This is a genomic window from Bacillus stercoris (assembly GCF_029772985.1).
Lineage (GTDB): Bacteria > Bacillota > Bacilli > Bacillales > Bacillaceae > Bacillus > Bacillus stercoris.
In genome coordinates, this window is record NZ_CP121861.1 from 2,474,818 (window position 1) to 2,492,391 (window position 17,574).

Annotated in this window: 16 protein-coding genes; 7 read left to right on the forward strand and 9 right to left on the reverse strand. The window is 43.3% G+C overall.

What is annotated here, in order from left to right:
* Positions 1-118: 118 nt before the first annotated feature.
* From QA442_RS13185 to QA442_RS13205, 5 genes are all read right to left on the reverse strand, one after another.
* Entirely contained in the window at positions 119-349 is a 231-nt protein-coding gene (locus tag QA442_RS13185; protein WP_003245262.1) for a hypothetical protein, read from the reverse strand.
* An 81-nt stretch (positions 350-430) separates the two neighbouring features.
* Positions 431-703: a YmzC family protein gene (locus QA442_RS13190; RefSeq protein WP_014479841.1), complete on the reverse strand. Its 273-nt coding sequence runs from the start codon at positions 701-703 to the stop codon at positions 431-433.
* 195 nt (positions 704-898) lie between these two features.
* Positions 899-1,120, reverse strand: a complete 222-nt coding sequence (hfq, locus tag QA442_RS13195; protein WP_003221097.1) for an RNA chaperone Hfq — start codon at positions 1,118-1,120, stop codon at positions 899-901.
* 39 nt (positions 1,121-1,159) lie between these two features.
* Positions 1,160-2,104 (reverse strand): tRNA (adenosine(37)-N6)-dimethylallyltransferase MiaA, encoded by a 945-nt coding sequence (miaA, locus tag QA442_RS13200; RefSeq protein ID WP_003245569.1) that lies wholly within the window; start codon positions 2,102-2,104, stop codon positions 1,160-1,162.
* A 99-nt stretch (positions 2,105-2,203) separates the two neighbouring features.
* On the reverse strand, positions 2,204-2,617 hold the full coding sequence (locus QA442_RS13205; protein ID WP_095432819.1) for a YmaF family protein: 414 nt from the start codon (positions 2,615-2,617) through the stop codon (positions 2,204-2,206).
* An 89-nt stretch (positions 2,618-2,706) separates the two neighbouring features.
* On the opposite strand from QA442_RS13205, the gene QA442_RS13210 reads away from it, so the two are divergent.
* The 3 genes from QA442_RS13210 (at position 2,707) to ebrB (ending at position 3,808) form a co-directional block, all read left to right on the forward strand.
* The gene (locus QA442_RS13210) at positions 2,707-2,988 is read left to right on the forward strand and encodes a hypothetical protein (protein WP_014664059.1); all 282 of its coding nucleotides are present in this window, start codon (positions 2,707-2,709) and stop codon (positions 2,986-2,988) included.
* Between the two features lie 135 nt (positions 2,989-3,123).
* Positions 3,124-3,441: a multidrug efflux SMR transporter subunit EbrA gene (ebrA, locus tag QA442_RS13215; protein ID WP_095432818.1), complete on the forward strand. Its 318-nt coding sequence runs from the start codon at positions 3,124-3,126 to the stop codon at positions 3,439-3,441.
* A 13-nt stretch (positions 3,442-3,454) separates the two neighbouring features.
* Positions 3,455-3,808 carry a multidrug efflux SMR transporter subunit EbrB gene (ebrB, locus tag QA442_RS13220; RefSeq protein WP_095432817.1) on the forward strand — a complete coding sequence of 118 codons (354 nt, stop codon included), beginning with the start codon at positions 3,455-3,457 and terminating at the stop codon, positions 3,806-3,808.
* A gap of 13 nt (positions 3,809-3,821) precedes the next feature.
* Here ebrB and QA442_RS13225 read toward each other — a convergent pair whose 3' ends face one another.
* The 3 genes from QA442_RS13225 to QA442_RS13235 form a co-directional block, all read right to left on the reverse strand.
* The gene (locus tag QA442_RS13225; protein ID WP_279473166.1) at positions 3,822-4,274 is read right to left on the reverse strand and encodes an OsmC family protein; all 453 of its coding nucleotides are present in this window, start codon (positions 4,272-4,274) and stop codon (positions 3,822-3,824) included.
* 69 nt (positions 4,275-4,343) lie between these two features.
* Entirely contained in the window at positions 4,344-5,051 is a 708-nt protein-coding gene (locus QA442_RS13230; RefSeq protein ID WP_071582075.1) for a poly-gamma-glutamate hydrolase family protein, read from the reverse strand.
* Between the two features lie 279 nt (positions 5,052-5,330).
* Complete coding sequence (locus QA442_RS13235; protein ID WP_014664054.1) at positions 5,331-5,564, reverse strand: hypothetical protein; 234 nt, start codon at positions 5,562-5,564, stop codon at positions 5,331-5,333.
* A 222-nt stretch (positions 5,565-5,786) separates the two neighbouring features.
* Between QA442_RS13235 and aprX the strand changes: the two genes are divergently transcribed.
* The 4 genes from aprX (at position 5,787) to QA442_RS13255 (ending at position 9,929) form a co-directional block, all read left to right on the forward strand.
* Positions 5,787-7,115 carry a serine protease AprX gene (aprX, locus tag QA442_RS13240; RefSeq protein ID WP_095432815.1) on the forward strand — a complete coding sequence of 443 codons (1,329 nt, stop codon included), beginning with the start codon at positions 5,787-5,789 and terminating at the stop codon, positions 7,113-7,115.
* Between the two features lie 110 nt (positions 7,116-7,225).
* A complete protein-coding gene (locus tag QA442_RS13245; protein ID WP_095432814.1) occupies positions 7,226-8,050 on the forward strand; it encodes an MBL fold metallo-hydrolase in 825 nt (274 codons plus the stop codon).
* A gap of 78 nt (positions 8,051-8,128) precedes the next feature.
* Entirely contained in the window at positions 8,129-8,485 is a 357-nt protein-coding gene (ymzB, locus tag QA442_RS13250; RefSeq protein ID WP_014664051.1) for a protein YmzB, read from the forward strand.
* Positions 8,486-8,714: 229 nt separating this feature from the next.
* On the forward strand, positions 8,715-9,929 hold the full coding sequence (locus QA442_RS13255) for a cytochrome P450 family protein (RefSeq protein ID WP_279473167.1): 1,215 nt from the start codon (positions 8,715-8,717) through the stop codon (positions 9,927-9,929).
* A 42-nt stretch (positions 9,930-9,971) separates the two neighbouring features.
* On the opposite strand, the gene QA442_RS13260 is transcribed toward QA442_RS13255, so the two are convergent.
* On the reverse strand, positions 9,972-17,573 hold the full coding sequence (locus tag QA442_RS13260; RefSeq protein ID WP_279473168.1) for a beta-ketoacyl synthase N-terminal-like domain-containing protein: 7,602 nt from the start codon (positions 17,571-17,573) through the stop codon (positions 9,972-9,974).
* Position 17,574: the final 1 nt, after the last annotated feature.

Sequence of the window (17,574 nt, forward strand, 5' to 3'; positions counted from 1 at the left end):
CAGGCAAATAGACAGACTCATTAGGGCCCAAAAAAGAGAGCAGAACGAGAATCATCTCTCGTCCTACTCGGGGTGTCGTTTTTTAGCCGATGTTTATCATAACATGAAAAAAAACTGCTTAGTAGTCTAGATTTTTTTTTCTTAAGCTATCACAGCATTTTTCGCTCTCTACTGTTTCTTCTATTTCAACATCCGCGCCGATCTCTTCTAAAACCGCCTTCAAAGCAGTGATAATTGACGCTTCTCTGATTAATTCTTTTCCGTTCACAATGATACTTGTTCCGTATTCATAGCAAGAATCATCTTCGCAAATTTCTTCCCAATGATTCACGATCACTTTATGCTTCATTTTTTCACCCTCTGTTTGATCTGTGTCTGTATTTAGTTTAGCGGCTGGCATCCGCTTTGTAAATTCGAATGCTTGTGAATTTTATTCAAGCTCGTCATCCGCGTATTCTTTCTTCAGCTTTACCTCATTGCGGGACTCATTATACTCATAAATTTTGATATAGCCGTCCTCCATCACGCCAAAATGATTATGTTCAAGCGGAAACGAGGTTGGCTGAGGCGTTTCATAGTCTGAATTGCCGCTGTCTGTTTCAATGATGGTATCTTGATTCCCGCACGCCCCGAACAGTAAAAAGACAGCTATCCATACAAGTGCAATCCTGATTCGTCTCAGTTCTGCTTCACTTTCAAACAAGGTCGATCACCCCCAAATTCATTTTATACATAATATACCATTTTTACTTCCGTATGTTGTTCTCATAAAAAAAGACCGTGCCTTGGCATGGTCAGCTTACACAAAAAGCTTGGAGCAAAAGTGGATTCATGTTAAAAATGGCCGCCGGGAACCCCCGGCAGCCTTTCCTCATGTCTTGACATGGCATTTTTTGATCTATTCGAGTTCAAGCTGGACGTTTTTTTGCGGCGCAAACGTTGAGATCGCATGTTTATATATAAGCTGCTGCTTACCTTCCGATTCCAACAATACGGTAAAGTTATCAAAGCCTTTCACCTGGCCCCGCAACTGAAAGCCGTTCAGCAAAAAAACAGTGACATACGTATTTTCTTTCCGGATTTGATTCAAAAACTGATCCTGAATATTAATCGGTTTCATGTTTCGTCCTCCTTGATTCTCTATATCATACAGTTTCGATTAAAGTTCGAGTTTTCCTGCTATATGTGTGAAAATTTCCTTTTTTTTCAGCTCCATATCAACAGGCGGTGTCATATCGAACCATGTGACCTGCATTTTGTTGCGAAACCACGTCAGCTGGCGTTTCGCATACCGCCTCGAGTTCTGCTTTAGCTGTTCGACAGCATCGGAAAGTGTCACAAAACCGTCAAAATATGCATACAGCTCTTTATAGCCTATCGCCTGTATTGATTGACAGTCTCTCACGTTCTTGTCGTATAAGCGTTTCACTTCCGGAAGAAGGCCTGACTGCATCATCAAATCGACCCGCTGATTAATTCTTTCGTAAAGCGTGTCTCTATCCATTGTCAAGCCAATTAACACTGCATTGTACAGAAGTTCTCGTTTTTGTTCCTTCAAATGCTGGGACATCGTTTTTCCGGACGTATGTAAAATTTCCAGTGCGCGAATGACTCTTCTTGTATTATTCGGATGAATCGCAGCTGCTGCCTCGGGATCTGCTGCAGCAAGTTTGGCATGAAGAAAGTCAGCGCCTTCCCGCTCAGCGGCCATTTGCATGCTCTCTCGAAACACGGGATCATTTGCCTCTTCCGTAAATGTATAATCGTAAAGCACAGATTGTATATAAAGCCCTGTACCGCCGACAATCATCGGAAGCTTTCCTCTATTTGCAATCTCGCTGATTTTATTTCTTACTAAGCTTTGATAATCGGCAGTAGAGAAAGAGTCTTGGGGATCTAAAATGTCAATCAGATGATGGGGCACTCCCTCCATCTCCTGTTCGGTAATTTTAGCTGTTCCAATATCCATCCCTTTATAAATCTGCATTGAATCTCCGCTGATAATTTCCGCGTTTAAAGATTTGGCTAGCTGAATACTTAAATTGGTTTTCCCCACTGCCGTCGGTCCGACTAAAATGACAACGGGCTGCTTCGTATTATTCAATATGTATCACTCTCTTTTATAAATCTCCCCCCATTATAGCATTCAACATGGACAACCACCTATCCATTTTGCCCTTTTTTTGCATCGGTAAACATCCTTCTACCAGCCGATCGGCTCATTGCCGACAATTTCTCTCGTCTGTCCTTTCAGGGTATGACGGTGTGTTTTTCTTTCGTCATCTCCGGGAGCATAAACAACCCCTCCGTACTGGATCTCAACCGGCTTGTTATAGGCCAGATACGTCGTTTCTTCGATTTCATGATAATGTGTGCCATCTGCTAAAGGAATCGCCGGTCCTGAGATTCCGTAATACCGATGAAAATGGCCGTTTTCAAATGAAGTGATCCCTGTATAGTAATGTGTGTGCTGATCGGTATTTGATCCGTTTGCGGGCTGAGTAAACCCTTCAATCAGATGATAATGGCCCTGTTCCCTCGATGTTTTGACATGATAAGCATGTGCGTGGGGCGGTGTTTTCGACCAGTCAGACTGATACAGGCCCAATGTGTTCACATCCTCTTTTTTCCTTAATTCGCCCAATCACATCCGGGCAGGCTGAATACACTGCATCATCTACACTTTATTACAGGAGGAAAGAAAACATGAACGAGTTAGAGAATTTCAGTCCTGAAGATACAAGAATATTTGGAAGACCTTTTGGATTCGGGAGACCATTTGGATTTGGAAGACCTTTCGGATTCGGTTACGGGTTTGGAAGACCCGGATTTGGCTATGGATTTGGGTTTGGCCGGCCATTCGGATTTTTTGGAGGTCCGTTTATCGGCGGCCTTGCAGGCGGGCTTATAGGAAGCGCTTTATTTAATCCTTATTTGTATGGCGGATACCCCTATTATCCGTATGCCCCGTTCCCTTATTATTATTAATCGCAAAAGACCCCTTAAAAAGGGGTCTTTTTAAGCGTGTAAAAATGAATCTCTTGACTCATACATAGGCATACACTAATATTTTTCTAGCTGAAGCTCTTTTCTAATCTAAAAATATAGTGAGGAGAATTTAAGATGTTAATAGGATATATATTCCTCACGATTGCCATATGTTCGGAATCGATAGGGGCAGCCATGCTGAAAGTATCTGATGGCTTCAAAAAGTGGAAGCCGAGTGCCTTGGTCGTCATTGGCTATTCCCTCGCCTTTTATATGCTGTCACTGACGTTAAACCATATTCCCCTAAGCCTCTCCTATGCGACTTGGAGCGGGGCGGGAACGGTGCTGACGACAATAATCGGAGTGAAATGGTTCAAGGAAGAACTGAATGCGAAAGGGCTTTTCGGGATTCTTTTATTAATATCAGGGGTCGTGTTACTTAACTGGCAGTAAAGGAGTGAGGATGATGAAAGGATTGCTTTATTTGGCTCTCGCCATTTTATCTGAAGTGTTTGGAAGCACCATGCTGAAGCTTTCAGAAGGATTTACACAGGCCTGGCCCATTGCCGGAGTCGTAGTCGGATTTCTTTCCGCTTTTACTTTTCTAAGCTTTTCTTTAAAAACAATTGACTTATCAAGCGCGTATGCAACATGGTCGGGCGTTGGTACCGCGCTTACAGCCATTGTCGGTTTTTTGCTTTTTGGCGAAACCATCAGTTTAAAGGGAATATCCGGTCTCACGCTTGTCATTGCGGGCGTGGTCGTGCTAAATCAGTCGAAAGCCCACGCTGAAGATAAAAAACAGACGGTCTGTGAGTAACCGTCTGTTTTCATTATTCTCCCCCCGCTTTTACAGAGGCTTTAAGCTGCAGCTCAACATTCCCTTGAATCGCGCGCGAAATCATGCATGACGACTCCGCTTTTTCACAAAGCTTGTGCGCCAATGCGATGTCGTCTTGTGAAGCATCATGTTTAAGCACAACAGAGGGACGGTGAATGATCTTTTTGTATGTAAAGACTCCTTTTGTGACGTCGACAATACCTTCTGACTCCATCTGCAAGTCTTCTTTTTCCAGACCGCTTCTTTCCATCATCGCTGCAAGTATAATAATGTAACAGGTCGCTGCCGCACCGAGAAGCATTTCATCAGGGTTGGTCCCTTCTCCCGGCCCATCCATTTCTTTAGGGATGGAAATCGATGTGATCAGGTTACCGCTTTCAATCGTACCGACATCATTGCGTTTACCCGGCCAGTTCGCTTTTAAATAAAAATGATGATCTGCCATTGTTTTGCCTCCTTTTTCATCCTATTTCAGTCTACTGATCTTCTCGTATTTTGTCTCTTGATCTGCTTGTTACGAATACTCTTTTTCCAGGACACCTTTGATCGCACTGACAAAAGCATAAAATTCACTGTTCTTTGTGTATTTTCTATTTTTATAATAAAAATCATCAAAAAATGCTTCTCTCTGCTCGCGGCTGATTTCCAGCTGTATACTTAGCCCCGTTTCTCCTTGGTTGTTAATGTTTTCGGCATTCAATCCAGCGAGACCGCTTTTAGACGACGCTAACTCAGCGGAAAAACCTCTCCGCTCAAGAGCTCTCACAATCATTTTTGCCCGCTTTCGATCCGTTCCCCCTACAAGGGTATTTTTGTTCTCCCCTTTATATCCGTGAAAAGCCACCACATATTGATGCTCCTTGATTTTCTTTTTAGCTAATGGCTCATCAAAATTGGTGCTTGTAATATGCAGCGTTTGGTTATCATGGGACTTCAGCCCTTCAAACAGGTATGTAGAGTATTCATGATTGAAATACCGAACAAGCTCACTTACTCCGCCTTCAATTCTACCGCCATGCGGAGACATAATTAAGACTTTGCTTCCTTTTTTCTCATTATATGAAATATCGTAATCGGCTGGACTCTCATTCTCTGCCAAGCTGCTGAAATTTGAATATGTATCTGGCTGATTTGATGGTTCAGGTTCTAATGAGTAATGAACATATCTCAAGAACAAGACAATGGCTAAGACTAATATGACATTTAGTAAAAATCTTCTCATGTTTAACTCCTTTCATAAGAATGGCACGGTTCATTATATGAGGTTTAGCCAATAGGTTTTATCTTACCATTGTATACACGATATCATCAGTGAAAAAGTTCCCGGTTTCAAAAAATCAATTGATTGTCACGGTTATTAGCGGTTCATTTCAAATAAGAGTGAAAAAAGGTTGAGAGGAAAGCCAAAAAAGGTAGGAACAACCTCACTTGGCAAATAAATGTATATAGGTTTAAGGAGGGTTTTCGTAACAGGCTGTCCGTTTGCTTAGACGAACGCCTGTTACTGGCCTGCAAAATAAAGATTTTTCTTATTTGTTCTCACAAAGTCACAGGAGAGGATAGAGTCCAATAAAAATGTTCTGATCTGTTGTTTCGAAAAACAAAATGCTTTGATTTTCGTTTTGCTTTTCTGCCTTACAATAATCGTTCTTTTACTAATTGTTCCGTCTTTCTTCATATATATAATGCTGATTGGCATTTGGCTTTCCAAAGATCGATGTAAGTAGAAATTCATACAGCCGCTCTCCCCTTCCAGTTTGATATGACCACATTATAATAAGAACAAATGTTCCTTTTCAATCCCCAATGATTTCCTCAACCTCTCATCCATCGTATCTAATACGAAAGATTCATAAAAACAAACTCTTATCCGCCTCTTATAAAGGACAAACAAACTTACCAAACCTATCATCTGTTCATAGAGTATACAGAGAACCTTATAATAGGAGGAAAATACATGTTTGGGTACTCTATGGTACAAATGGTGAGAGCAAATGCTCATAAGCTAGATTGGCCGTTACGGGAAACCGTATTGCAGCTTTACAAGCCATTCAAATGGACTCCTTGCTTCTTGCATAATTTTTTCGAAACCAAATTGAAAAACAGAAAAAGAATGTCAGTCATTATTGAATTTGAGGAAGGCTGTCACGAGACCGGCATTCAAATGGCTGGGGAGGTACTGCAAAAAGAAAAACGCAGTAAGCTAAAAACCCGCTTCAACAAAATCAACTGCTGCAGTGCGGAGGTTACCCCCTCAGCATTACATTCTCTTCTTTCTGAATGCAGCAATATCCGTAAAGTGTATTTAAACCGCGAAGTCAAAGCGCTTTTAGACACGGCAACTGAAGCAAGCCATGCGAGGGAAGTCGTCCGAAACGGGCAAACCCTGACAGGAAAAGGCGTTACTGTCGCTGTTGTCGATACAGGAATCTACCCGCATCCTGATTTAGAAGGCAGGATTATCGGGTTCGCGGACATGGTCAATCAAAAAACAGAGCCATACGATGATAATGGTCATGGCACACATTGTGCAGGTGATATCGCAAGCAGCGGCGCATCCTCTTCCGGAAAATACCGCGGACCTGCACCGGAAGCCAATCTCATCGGCGTAAAGGTATTAAACAAGCAGGGTTCAGGAACGTTAGCAGATATTATAGAGGGTGTCGAGTGGTGTATTCAATACAATGAGGACAACCCTGATGAGCCGATTGATATTATGAGTATGTCGCTCGGGGGCGATGCCCTTAGATATGATAATGAACAGGAAGATCCGTTAGTCAGAGCGGTTGAAGAAGCGTGGAACGCAGGGATTGTCGTCTGTGTCGCTGCCGGAAACTCAGGCCCTGATTCGCAGACCATTGCAAGCCCGGGCGTGAGCGAAAAGGTGATTACAGTAGGTGCGCTTGACGATAACGATACTGCAAGCAGCGATGATGATACGGTCGCTTCCTTCTCAAGCCGCGGTCCGACAGTATACGGGAAAGAAAAGCCCGATATTTTAGCGCCGGGTGTTAATATTATTTCCCTTCGCTCTCCGAATTCCTATATTGATAAGCTTCAAAAGTCAAGCCGTGTAGGATCTCAGTACTTCACAATGTCAGGAACCTCGATGGCAACACCAATTTGCGCAGGAATCGCAGCTTTAATTCTTCAGCAAAACCCCGATCTTTCACCCGATGAAGTGAAAGAGCTTTTGAAAAACGGCACGGACAAATGGAAAGATGAAGATCCGAATGTGTACGGAGCGGGCGCTGTCAACGCGGAAAATTCTGTTCCCGGCCAATAAACAGCATCAAAAATCCGGCAATTTTCTCTCAGCAGAACTGCCGGATTTTTGTTTGAATATTCATAATCATAAGGTAAAATAATGGGAAATGGATGAAGGAAGTGAAGAAAGTGCCATATTATATCTGCAACACATGCGGTGTGCAGCATGCACAGACTGTAGATCCGCCCAACTCGTGTCTGATTTGTGAAGATGAAAGACAGTATATTCATCCTGATGGACAAACTTGGACAACTCTTGAAGACATGCGTGAGAAAGAAAACCTTCAAAACATTCTCAAAAAGGAAGAAGACCATCTTTACAGCATCAAAACTGAACCAGCGTTTGCGATTGGACAAACAGCCCATCTGATCCAGCATAAGGGCTTTAATGTGCTGTGGGATTGCATTTCATATCTTGACCAAAGGACAATTGACCAAATCAACGAATTAGGCGGTATTCAAGCCATCGCTTTGTCTCATCCACATTATTACTCTACTCAGGTTGAGTGGGCTGAAGCATTTCAGGCCCCGATCTATATCCATGAAGATGACAAAAAATGGGTGACAAGACCAAGCAATCACATTCACTTCTGGTCAGGGGAAACGCTCAGCATGAAGCCGGGGCTGGACCTTTACCGACTGGGCGGACATTTTAAAGGCGGTGCTGTTCTTCATTGGAGCAACGGCAATAAAGGGAAAGGATGTCTATTGACTGGAGATATCATTACGGTTACGGCGGATCAAAACTGGGTCAGCTTTATGTACAGCTACCCAAATCTCATTCCCCTTCCCGCATCCAAAGTTGAAGAAATAGCAGCCAAAGTGAAACCGCTTCAATTCAACCGGCTTTACAATGCTTTTTCTAAAGTTGTCAAAGAAAATGCCGGCGAAGCTGTCCAGTGTTCTGCCATACGTTATATCAAGGCTTTGAACAGCGAATTGTTTCATACATAAGGGGTGAGGCGGCTCTTTTCCGTGTAAAAGATGCAGCAATTGGGAATAGTATCGTGTAGATCAAAAGGAGGAATATTGATGGCACACACGAATACACAGCTTTCCCAATGGCTGGAATCAAAAGTCGGCCAGACACTTGATATTAGAAAAGGTGAATTGACCCATGATGAAGAGATATCAGACTTGGATCAGATTGTTCTCCACCTTCAAAAAGTGGCTATACGAAGCACGAGTCACCCTGATGACTATGTAGCGAAAGAAGAGCTCGTTTTAGAAGGTGAAGGAACAACCTTCACTGAGGACGGAAACGTGCCGCTTCCGCAAAATGCCTATGAGATTCCTTTATTAGGTGATATTCATATTCACCAAGAAAACGAAGGATTGAAGGTCGTAACAGATCGTGCAGTATATACAATTGATATCCAGCACAGCTGATTCTCACTTTCATCGAAATAATGCAGCTTAGCGCCTTAGAGCATTCGCTCAAAGGCGCTGCTTTACATCAAGCCCTTTTTTTGCTTTTTCGTTCTTCATCCTATTGAATGACGCCTATAATAGATATATAGTTTTAGAGACAGGATTACATTTCAAATCATTCTGTTTTTTGTATACGAGTTCAGCAATTTGATTCATCTATTTACCCTATTAGGCGAGGAGAATGCAAATGGAAAAATTGATGTTTCATCCGCATGGTAAAGAGTTTCATGATAACCCTTTTTCAGCTTTAGGACGATTTAGAGAGGAAGATCCCATTCACCGATTTGAATTAAAACGGTTCGGAGGCACATATCCGGCTTGGCTAATAACCCGATACGATGATTGTATGGCCTTTTTAAAAGACACTCGAATTACAAGAGACGTGAAAAATGTGATGAGCCAAGAACAAATCAAAATGCTCAACGTTAGTGAAGATATCGATTTTGTTTCCGATCATATGCTGGCAAAAGACACACCTGACCATACCCGCTTGAGATCGCTTGTTCATCAAGCATTTACTCCCCGAACCATTGAAAATCTGCGCGGCAGCATCGAACAAATTTCTGAACAGCTTTTAGATGAAATGGAAAAAGAAAATAAAGCGGATATCATGAAATCCTTCGCTTCCCCTTTGCCTTTTATTGTTATATCTGAATTGATGGGAATTCCTAAAGAAGATCGAACACAGTTTCAAATCTGGACCAATGCGATGGTTGATACGTCTGAAGGTAACAGAGAGCTGACAAATCAGGCTCTTCGTGAATTTAAGGAGTATATCGCCAAGCTGATCCATGACAGAAGGATAAAGCCAAAAGACGATTTAATCAGCAAACTTGTGCATGCTGAGGAAAACGGCAGCAAATTAAGCGAAAAAGAGCTTTATTCCATGCTGTTCTTGCTCGTTGTAGCGGGCCTTGAAACGACTGTAAACTTACTCGGCTCCGGCACCCTCGCATTGCTGCAGCACAAGAAGGAATGTGAGAAGCTCAAGCAGCATCCCGAAATGATTGCTACAGCGGTTGAAGAATTGCTGCGATACACCTCACCTGTCGTTATGATGGCAAATCGGTGGGCCATCGAAGACTTTACATACAAAGGGCATTCGATCAAAAGAGGAGACATGATTTTTATAGGCATCGGATCTGCCAATCGCGATCCGAACTTTTTTGAAAACCCCGAAATTTTAAATATAAATCGGTCGCCTAACAGACATATTTCTTTCGGTTTTGGCATTCATTTCTGCTTAGGAGCGCCTCTTGCCAGGCTGGAAGGCCACATTGCATTTAACGCACTTCTGAAGAGGTTTCCTGATATTGAACTCGCGATGCCTGATGACATTCAATGGAGAAAAAATGTCTTTTTAAGAGGATTAGAAAGTCTCCCTGTTTCACTTTCAAAATAACATTCAAAACGCCCCCTTCAAAAGAGGGGGCGTTTGTGTTTCTCAGCGCTTCACCAATTCATCTTCTTTTTTCGCTTCATGTTTTTTCCTGAAAGCCTTAAGGAAATTCGCATTTACTACTCCCTTATTTGAATAGAGTTTTTCGCAAAATTCTAACATGGCTGCTGATGCTTTCGGTTCGGTTAATATCATGAAGTGGTTGCTTGAATCGACATCTACCAGATGGAAATGGGGAATTTGCCGCCCCCATTCCTCCCAATAGGCAGCTTGATCAAACGGTTCTTTTTCATTTGATAAAGTGAAATAAATGTCTAAATCACCAAAGAAAGACCTGCTTTTGTTGCGGAAATAATAACATTTTACCGCCTCAGGGTCAGAGAGAGGCTTAACAGTATACGATTCCAAATCATAGGCGCACTGTGTTTTCATCATTTGCTGAGCCTGTGAACGTATTTGCTTCTCTGGTTTGTTTAGCCCTCGTTCTTTTGCCAGTTCAATCAACACAGACAGGAATTCTTCATCCTCTAAGCTTATGTCCACCTCTTCACGGCTGATGAGGACATCAGTAAGCTTATCCCGTTTCGCAATCGGTGCCAGCATCATATTAATTGTTTGCAGCATTGACGTTTTCATAGATGCCTCATACTCTTTTGTCTCAGAACGATATGGGGAGTCAATCATCACCATGCTTTTGACAGAAAGGCCTTGGCTTTGCAGCTGGCGTGTGACTTCATATGCAATCATCCCGCCTAATGAATATCCGCCTACATCATAAGGGCCTTCAGGCTGTATGGATCGAATGATCTCTATATAATAGGAAGCGATTTGTTCAATTCCGTGCAAAGGAGCATAATCAGTCATGAATCCTCTGGCCTGAATGCCGTAAAAAGGGCGCTGGCTCTTTTGTGCAAATTGCTGATAGATTTCAACCCCTCCTACTCCGCCATGGAACCAAAAGACAGGACGCCCCCGCTTCCCGTCATTTAACGGTATCAATTCCGGAAACGTGCGAGCGTGATCATTTTGCAAGGATGTATCCTCCTGTTTCTTTGTGATCAAGTCCGTCATGTCCTGAACCGTATGACATGCTTGAAGCTCCGTCAAGACTATGTGAGGGTTTACCTTTGATTGCAATTGCTGTAATAACTGTATGCAAGAAATCGAATCAAACCCGTACTGCTGCAATGGCTTTTGAGGCTGCAGTTCATCTGGAGCCATCCCTAATACATTTGCTAATATGTGAGGATCGCCGCTGTTGTTGATATGCTCATCCTGTGAAACAGAAGGCGTATTCTCTACTGCTTGAAAGCCGTTCCAGCAGCTTCTCTTTTCAAATGGATAGGTTGGCAAAGGTATTCTGCGGGCACCTTTTCCTTTATAAAGCTTCTCCCACGGGATTTGCACCCCTTTTGTCCAGCAAAACGCGATCTTTTCAAGGTTGTTTCCGGACAACAAAGACTCGATCACCATTTCTCTTAATGGTCCATCAAGCAATGTTTCGATATCTGACGTGCCATTTTCTTCATTTCCGCTAAAGACAGGTACAGCGTTTTTCGGCTTATCGCCTTTTTTCTCAGCCAAGCAGGCTTGCAGGCCGTTTACCAGTTCTTCTTTATTGCGGACAACCAGTGCCAGGCGGTCCCCCATCTCCTCTCGGCCGGTTTGGAGTGTATAAGCATAATCTTGTAATGACAGTACTTGTTGTTTATTCACATAGTCAAGCTGCTGTTGAACAACTGCTTTTAGCCTGTCCTGATTCTTTGCGGAAAGAACCACAATGTGGGGATCATGCTCATTCATACTAACCGGTGGTTTTGGTAAAGGAATATATTCTTCTAAAATGACGTGCGCATTTACGCCTCCAAAGCTATAGCTGTTGATACTCGCTCTGCGAGGAATTTTGTTGCCTGCATCGTCATGTAAATCTCCCCATGGCTGGTTCTCGGCAGTCACTCGGAAGCGGGTGCCCTTTATTGACACCTGGTCATTCAAAGATGAAAATCCGGATATGCCTGGTATTGTTTGATGCTTCATCGCCATGCTGACCTTCATAATAGCAGCCATGCCGGAGACGAGTTCACCGTGTCCGATGCTCGGCTTTAAGCTGCTGATATAACATGGCGCTTCCTCCTGTACTTCCTGAAGTTCCATCTGACTGCATCCTGACTTTAACGCCTCCAATTCTATCGCGTCTGCCAATGGAGAGGCGATCCCATGCGCTTCTATATAGGTCACCGTTTTGGGATCAATTTGTGCTCCTTGATAAGCCTTCTTCATTGCATCCTTCATACCGGCCGGATTTGGCGCGTGAAGCGACATTCCCCTGCCGCCATGCGATACACCCGAACCCTTAATAACCGAATAAATATGATCAGAATCATCAATGGCTTTTTGCAAAGGTTTAATAATGAGAACTCCTGCTCCTTCACTTCTGACAAAGCCATTTGCATCTGCTTGAAAGGATTTGGCCTGTCCTTTCTTACTCAAATAGCCCATTGAGTCGAAGCCAATAAAGCCTTTTGGTGAAAGCAGCAAATTCACAGCCCCGACAATGGCTTGCTCACATTCGCCGTTTCGAATGGATTGTATAGCTCTGTGCAAAGCCACTAGAGCTGAGGAACAGGCAGCTTCATAATATTCACTTGGCCCTTTTACATCAAGCGCATAGGATATGCGGTTTGGAATTAAGGAAGGAATCACAGTTGTATCCGTATTGCCGGCTGCGACAAATACTCCTGTCGGGCGGCTTGATAAGGCCTGTCCAGTTAAGCCTGCGTCTTCCATCGCCTTCCATGCATGTATCAAGAGCAGAAACTCCTGTGGATCCATATTCGCCGCTTCGTTAGGCGATATGCCAAAAAACAGGGGATCAAACTCACCTATTCCTTCTATAAAACAGCCCCATTGAAGGCTTGATTGCCCTTCCTTATCGGCTGAGGCATATTTTCGCCAGTCCCAGCGTTCTTTCGGCACTTCAGAGACACAGTTCTTTCCTTGAATCATGTTATTCCAAAATTCCGTTACGCTGTTTGCTTTCGGAAACTGTCCCGACATGCCGATAATGGCTATGCCGTCAGCTGTGTTGTGGGTTGTTTTATCTGTCTTCATCTCAAAAGCCGGAATCTGCTTCATTTTGATTTCGGATTGAGCTGGGCGTTTCTGTTGATCAGTTTGGCCAAACAGCCGCACAAATGATGTTTCATGTTTGGCTTCAAAAAATTCGGTCAGCTCATCAACAGTCGGATATTCAAAAAACAGTGTCGGATTTAATTCGATCTTTGTCTCTGACTCCATCTCCCTTGTCAGTGCAACCAACTGAGAAGAATCGATTCCAAAATCCATGATATGCGCTTTTGCAAGAGACAATTTTGATGGATCGGCCATGTTGACTGACAGTTTATCTATTACATAGCTTCTGATACGTTCTTTCAGATTGCTGTCCTTGATGGCCGTATTTTCAATTCCTCCTTGATTCGAAATACGAAGCTGCTTCAACGAGTAGCCTGAATAGTGGAGGACTGTTTCTGACGACTCATTGATCACATCTACATCAAACAGAAGCATGTCACCTGTATTTTTCACCATTGTAATTAAAAGCCAGCAATCCTCTTTTATCGTTTGCTTTGTAAACTGGATATCATTGATTCCAAATGGCAGGTACCCTCCCGTCATGTCAAACTGCTCTAAGAAGCTGAGGATGGCCAAGTAGGCGCTGTTTGTCACCAATGGGCTTACAGTGTAGTGATGATCGTTTGCCAGCCCGTTTTGAGGCAGGCGAATTTTTGCCAGTATAGACTTGTGATCTCTGTAGAGATGAGTAATTGTCTTAAATAACGCCCCCCATTCAGGGCCGTTTTCGGTTTTATACATCCGATCAATGTGATGAAGCTTGGTTAATGAATGCTTAACGTTCTCGATATTTACTTTTTTCGGCTTAAAAGAACCGATTTCGCATTGTCCGATTGCGGCAGGCTTCCACGAACGAGAAGCCGGCTCACGATACATGATTTGCAGTTCTATGACATGATCTTTTTGCAGCGGCTTTGCCTGCAGTTCAATGGTCTCGCCTTGTTTGATGACAATTGGATTGATATAGCTCAATTTGCTGATACGGCCGCTGTTTTCCTCAGGGAACAAGTTAAAAAACGCTTCAATGGCCAGACTGCCATAAGTGGCACCGACAAGCACCCGTTCATTGTTGAAGATATGTCCTTGAACATAAGGCTCATCATAAGTGAATTGATCCTGTATGACCGGCTGATGGATATCGCCTTCAACAGCTGGCGAATTCTCATTGATCGGCGTTACATCGAAATGAAATGATGTATTATGGTCAAAGGCATAGTGAGGCAGATGAACCCAGCCTGTTCCTGTAGCTTCTTGAAAAGCAATCGATCCCCCTTGTACCCACTGCTCTGCTGCGCTTATTTCTCTATCATTAGTTGCTGATTCGGCACATGGCTGTAAATCGAACGATGTATAAATGCCTTGCTGGAGTGAGCTTTTTTCTGATGTTCGGAACATCCTTAGTTTTTCGATCAGCTCCTGAGTCGATGTCACTGTAAATGCAGCCCTATGCTCTAAATTGTGGTTGATCCGGTGTAAAGCCTGTACAACGGGTTCAATATCCAGAGACGCTTCCTTCCCTAAAAACAATTCCATGTTTTCAAGGTAGCTAAGCAGGCTCCATTTGGTTTTGGCTGAAAAAACGGCAGTGAATTCCTGCTGGCGGGAAGCGATATGGTTTTTCTCAGCTGTTTCTATATATTCTTCTATAATGAGATTGGCATAGGCTCCCCCCGCCCCGAAGGAATTGATCATGCTTCTGCGCGGCAACTGCTTTCCAGTGCCAGGATCATTCAAACGATGCCATGGCTCTGTTTGTTCCTGAAGATAGAAAGCCGTGTTTTCCAGCTTAATATTTGGATTGACAGGCGTCGCATTAATTGTCGGCACCAGTGTCCCATTCTTCATCTGCAGCAAAACTTTTGTCAGCTGAGAAATGCCTGAAGCCGCCTCTAAATGCCCCAGATTGGATTTGACAGAGCCTATCGCACAAAACTGTTTCTTGTTTGTATATTGCTGAAACGCGTTTGTTAAGGCAATTACTTCAATAGGATCGCCAAGTGCCGAGCCATTTGCCGCCGATTCAATATAGCCGATAGTCTCTGGATCAATGCCGGACTGCTGAATTGATTTGGCAATTAATTTCGCTTGCTGCTTCGGGTCCGGAGCTGTATACATCTGTCTTCCGCCGCTATGGTTGGCAAAACTGCTTTTGATCACAGCGTAAATATGATCCTGATCCTCAATTGCCTTCGATAGCGGTTTTAACAGGACAGCACCGACGCCTTCCCCGGGAATAAGCCCGTTTCCTGTGCCAAAACTTTTGCTTTGATTGCCGCTTCCCAGCAGATTGGCACGCTCCAAAGAATCATATTTAGAGAGATCGAGAGTTAAATTGACACCTCCAGCAATCGCCATTGAGCAGCTTTTCAATTTCAGGCTTTCACATGCAAGATGTATGGCGTTTAATGAACTGGAGCATGCTGAGCTGACCGCGATACTCGGTCCGGTCAGGTTAAAAAAGTGGGAAACCCGATTTGCAATGTGCCAGTCTCCCCCATTTGAGCTGAGGACTGCCTGCTCTAAAGATGGGATATTCCAAAAATACTGGTTATACATATTCCCTATAAAAACACCTACTCCGTCATCATCCCGCAATTTATCCAGACGGGTTCGCGTATAGCCGCCGTCCTCAAACGTTTCCCAGACGGTTTCTAAACATAAACGGAGTTCCGGTGTCATTTCCATGACCCGGTTTTGCTCCACCTCAAAAAGCTGATGGTCAAATGCCTCTATATCTTGTAAAAATCCGCCATAGTGCTTCTTATTCGACGGCTTTTTTGGATCCTTTGATAATGTTTTCAATAAAGATGTGCGCCATCTGGATTCCGGTGCCTCTGTTATACAATTGTCTCCAGCGATTAAATGCCCCCAAAGCTCTTCTAAACTGTTAGACATCGGATAGCGCCCGCTTACCCCGATTATTGCGATATCTTCTGTACGAGGATCATTTACATGTGTTCCTTGCAAATTACTTGTCTTTTCTTTTTTTGACGGTTCGGTATTTGCTAGCTGAGTTTCAGTGACTTGCTGCTCTAAAACAAAGCGGCGTGTATTAAGAGCAAATGGCTGATTAGGGGATTTACGCTCTGTTTGAAGAGGAGCTTCATTTTTTGCAGGCTGCGTTTTTTCCTCTAACAATGCTGTGCGGAGCTTATTTTCATGCCCTTTTACCAAATAATCGACGAGTTCTTTTGTATTGTTATGTTCAAATAAAATGGTTTTTGGAAGCTCCCCCGTCACCTTTTCTAATTCACGGATAAAATTCACCTGCAAAATCGAATCAATTCCATACTTCTCGAATGTCGTATCTTCATGAATACGTTCTGGTGATAGTTTGATCGATTTTGCCAAGGTATGCTTTACAAATTGAGTCGTTTGTTCGATGAGAGAATTGCTTTTCTGTGAATGAGCTTTTTCAGCATTTATTTGTATATGGCTTTGATCTGCCCCCGTCTCCGTTCTCTTCTTTTGCCGGACGACTCCGTTACTTTCAGCGGCAATGACCTGCTGGCCGAGCTGATGAGATTGTTCAGCCATAAAGGAAACATAGCGAAATCCCTCACTCTCAAGCACCATTTTCCAAGTGTCTGGATACAAACCCGGGCAGCCCGGTATGCGGAGATCAGGGTCCTCATACAGCCACCAGCCCTCTAAAAGGCCAAACGTCAAATGCGAATATATATTATGATTACTTATTTCATTTAAAAGGAGCAGCCCGTTCTTTTTCAAAACTGCTTTTGCATTTCGCAATGTCTGCCGGATATTTTTTGTGGCATGAAGCACATTTGCCGCGATAACTGCGTCGTAGCCTCCCGCGTCAATATGCTGTTCAGACGCCGGCTCCTCGACATTAAATCGTTTATATGTCAAATAAGGATTGTCCGGGCCGTACTTATTTTCTGCGTGCATTAAAAAAGCTTTAGACAGATCTGTATAACAATATTCTTTTATATGTGTCTGCCAGGCTTTCAATTTTTGAAAAACTGCCGCGCTTGTCCCGCCGGTTCCGGCACCGATTTCTAATATTCGAATCTTCGCCCCAGGCTCTTGCTTCAGGCGTTCCTGCAGATAGGCTGTTAACGTATCCGCCAGCACCTCATTAAAATAGTCTGCGACTTGATTGTTTTTATAGACCCCTTCTACTAAATCCATAGATGAATCCGGAAACAGGATATCGGTGGCAGACGCCTTGCCGGTCAAAATCTCCGGCAAGGCTTTAAGTGCTGTCTCCACCAATGTCACCATGGCTTTCATATTATCATCTTGAAGCAGGTTTGATTTTTGTTGATTCCATTCCTTCCATAGTTCATCTATATTCTCCATTGAGCATGTGGGAATATATCCGTTCTCCGTTCGCTTCAGGTATTGCTGCCGTTCTAAAATGGATTGGCTTTCTTCGAACCATCTGCCATAGAAATTCTCCAATACCGGCTGAGATTTACTTTCAGTGAAAAAACCTATGGACTGCAATTGTGCAAAAAGCATTTTACAGAGAATGTCTTCTGTATTCAGCATT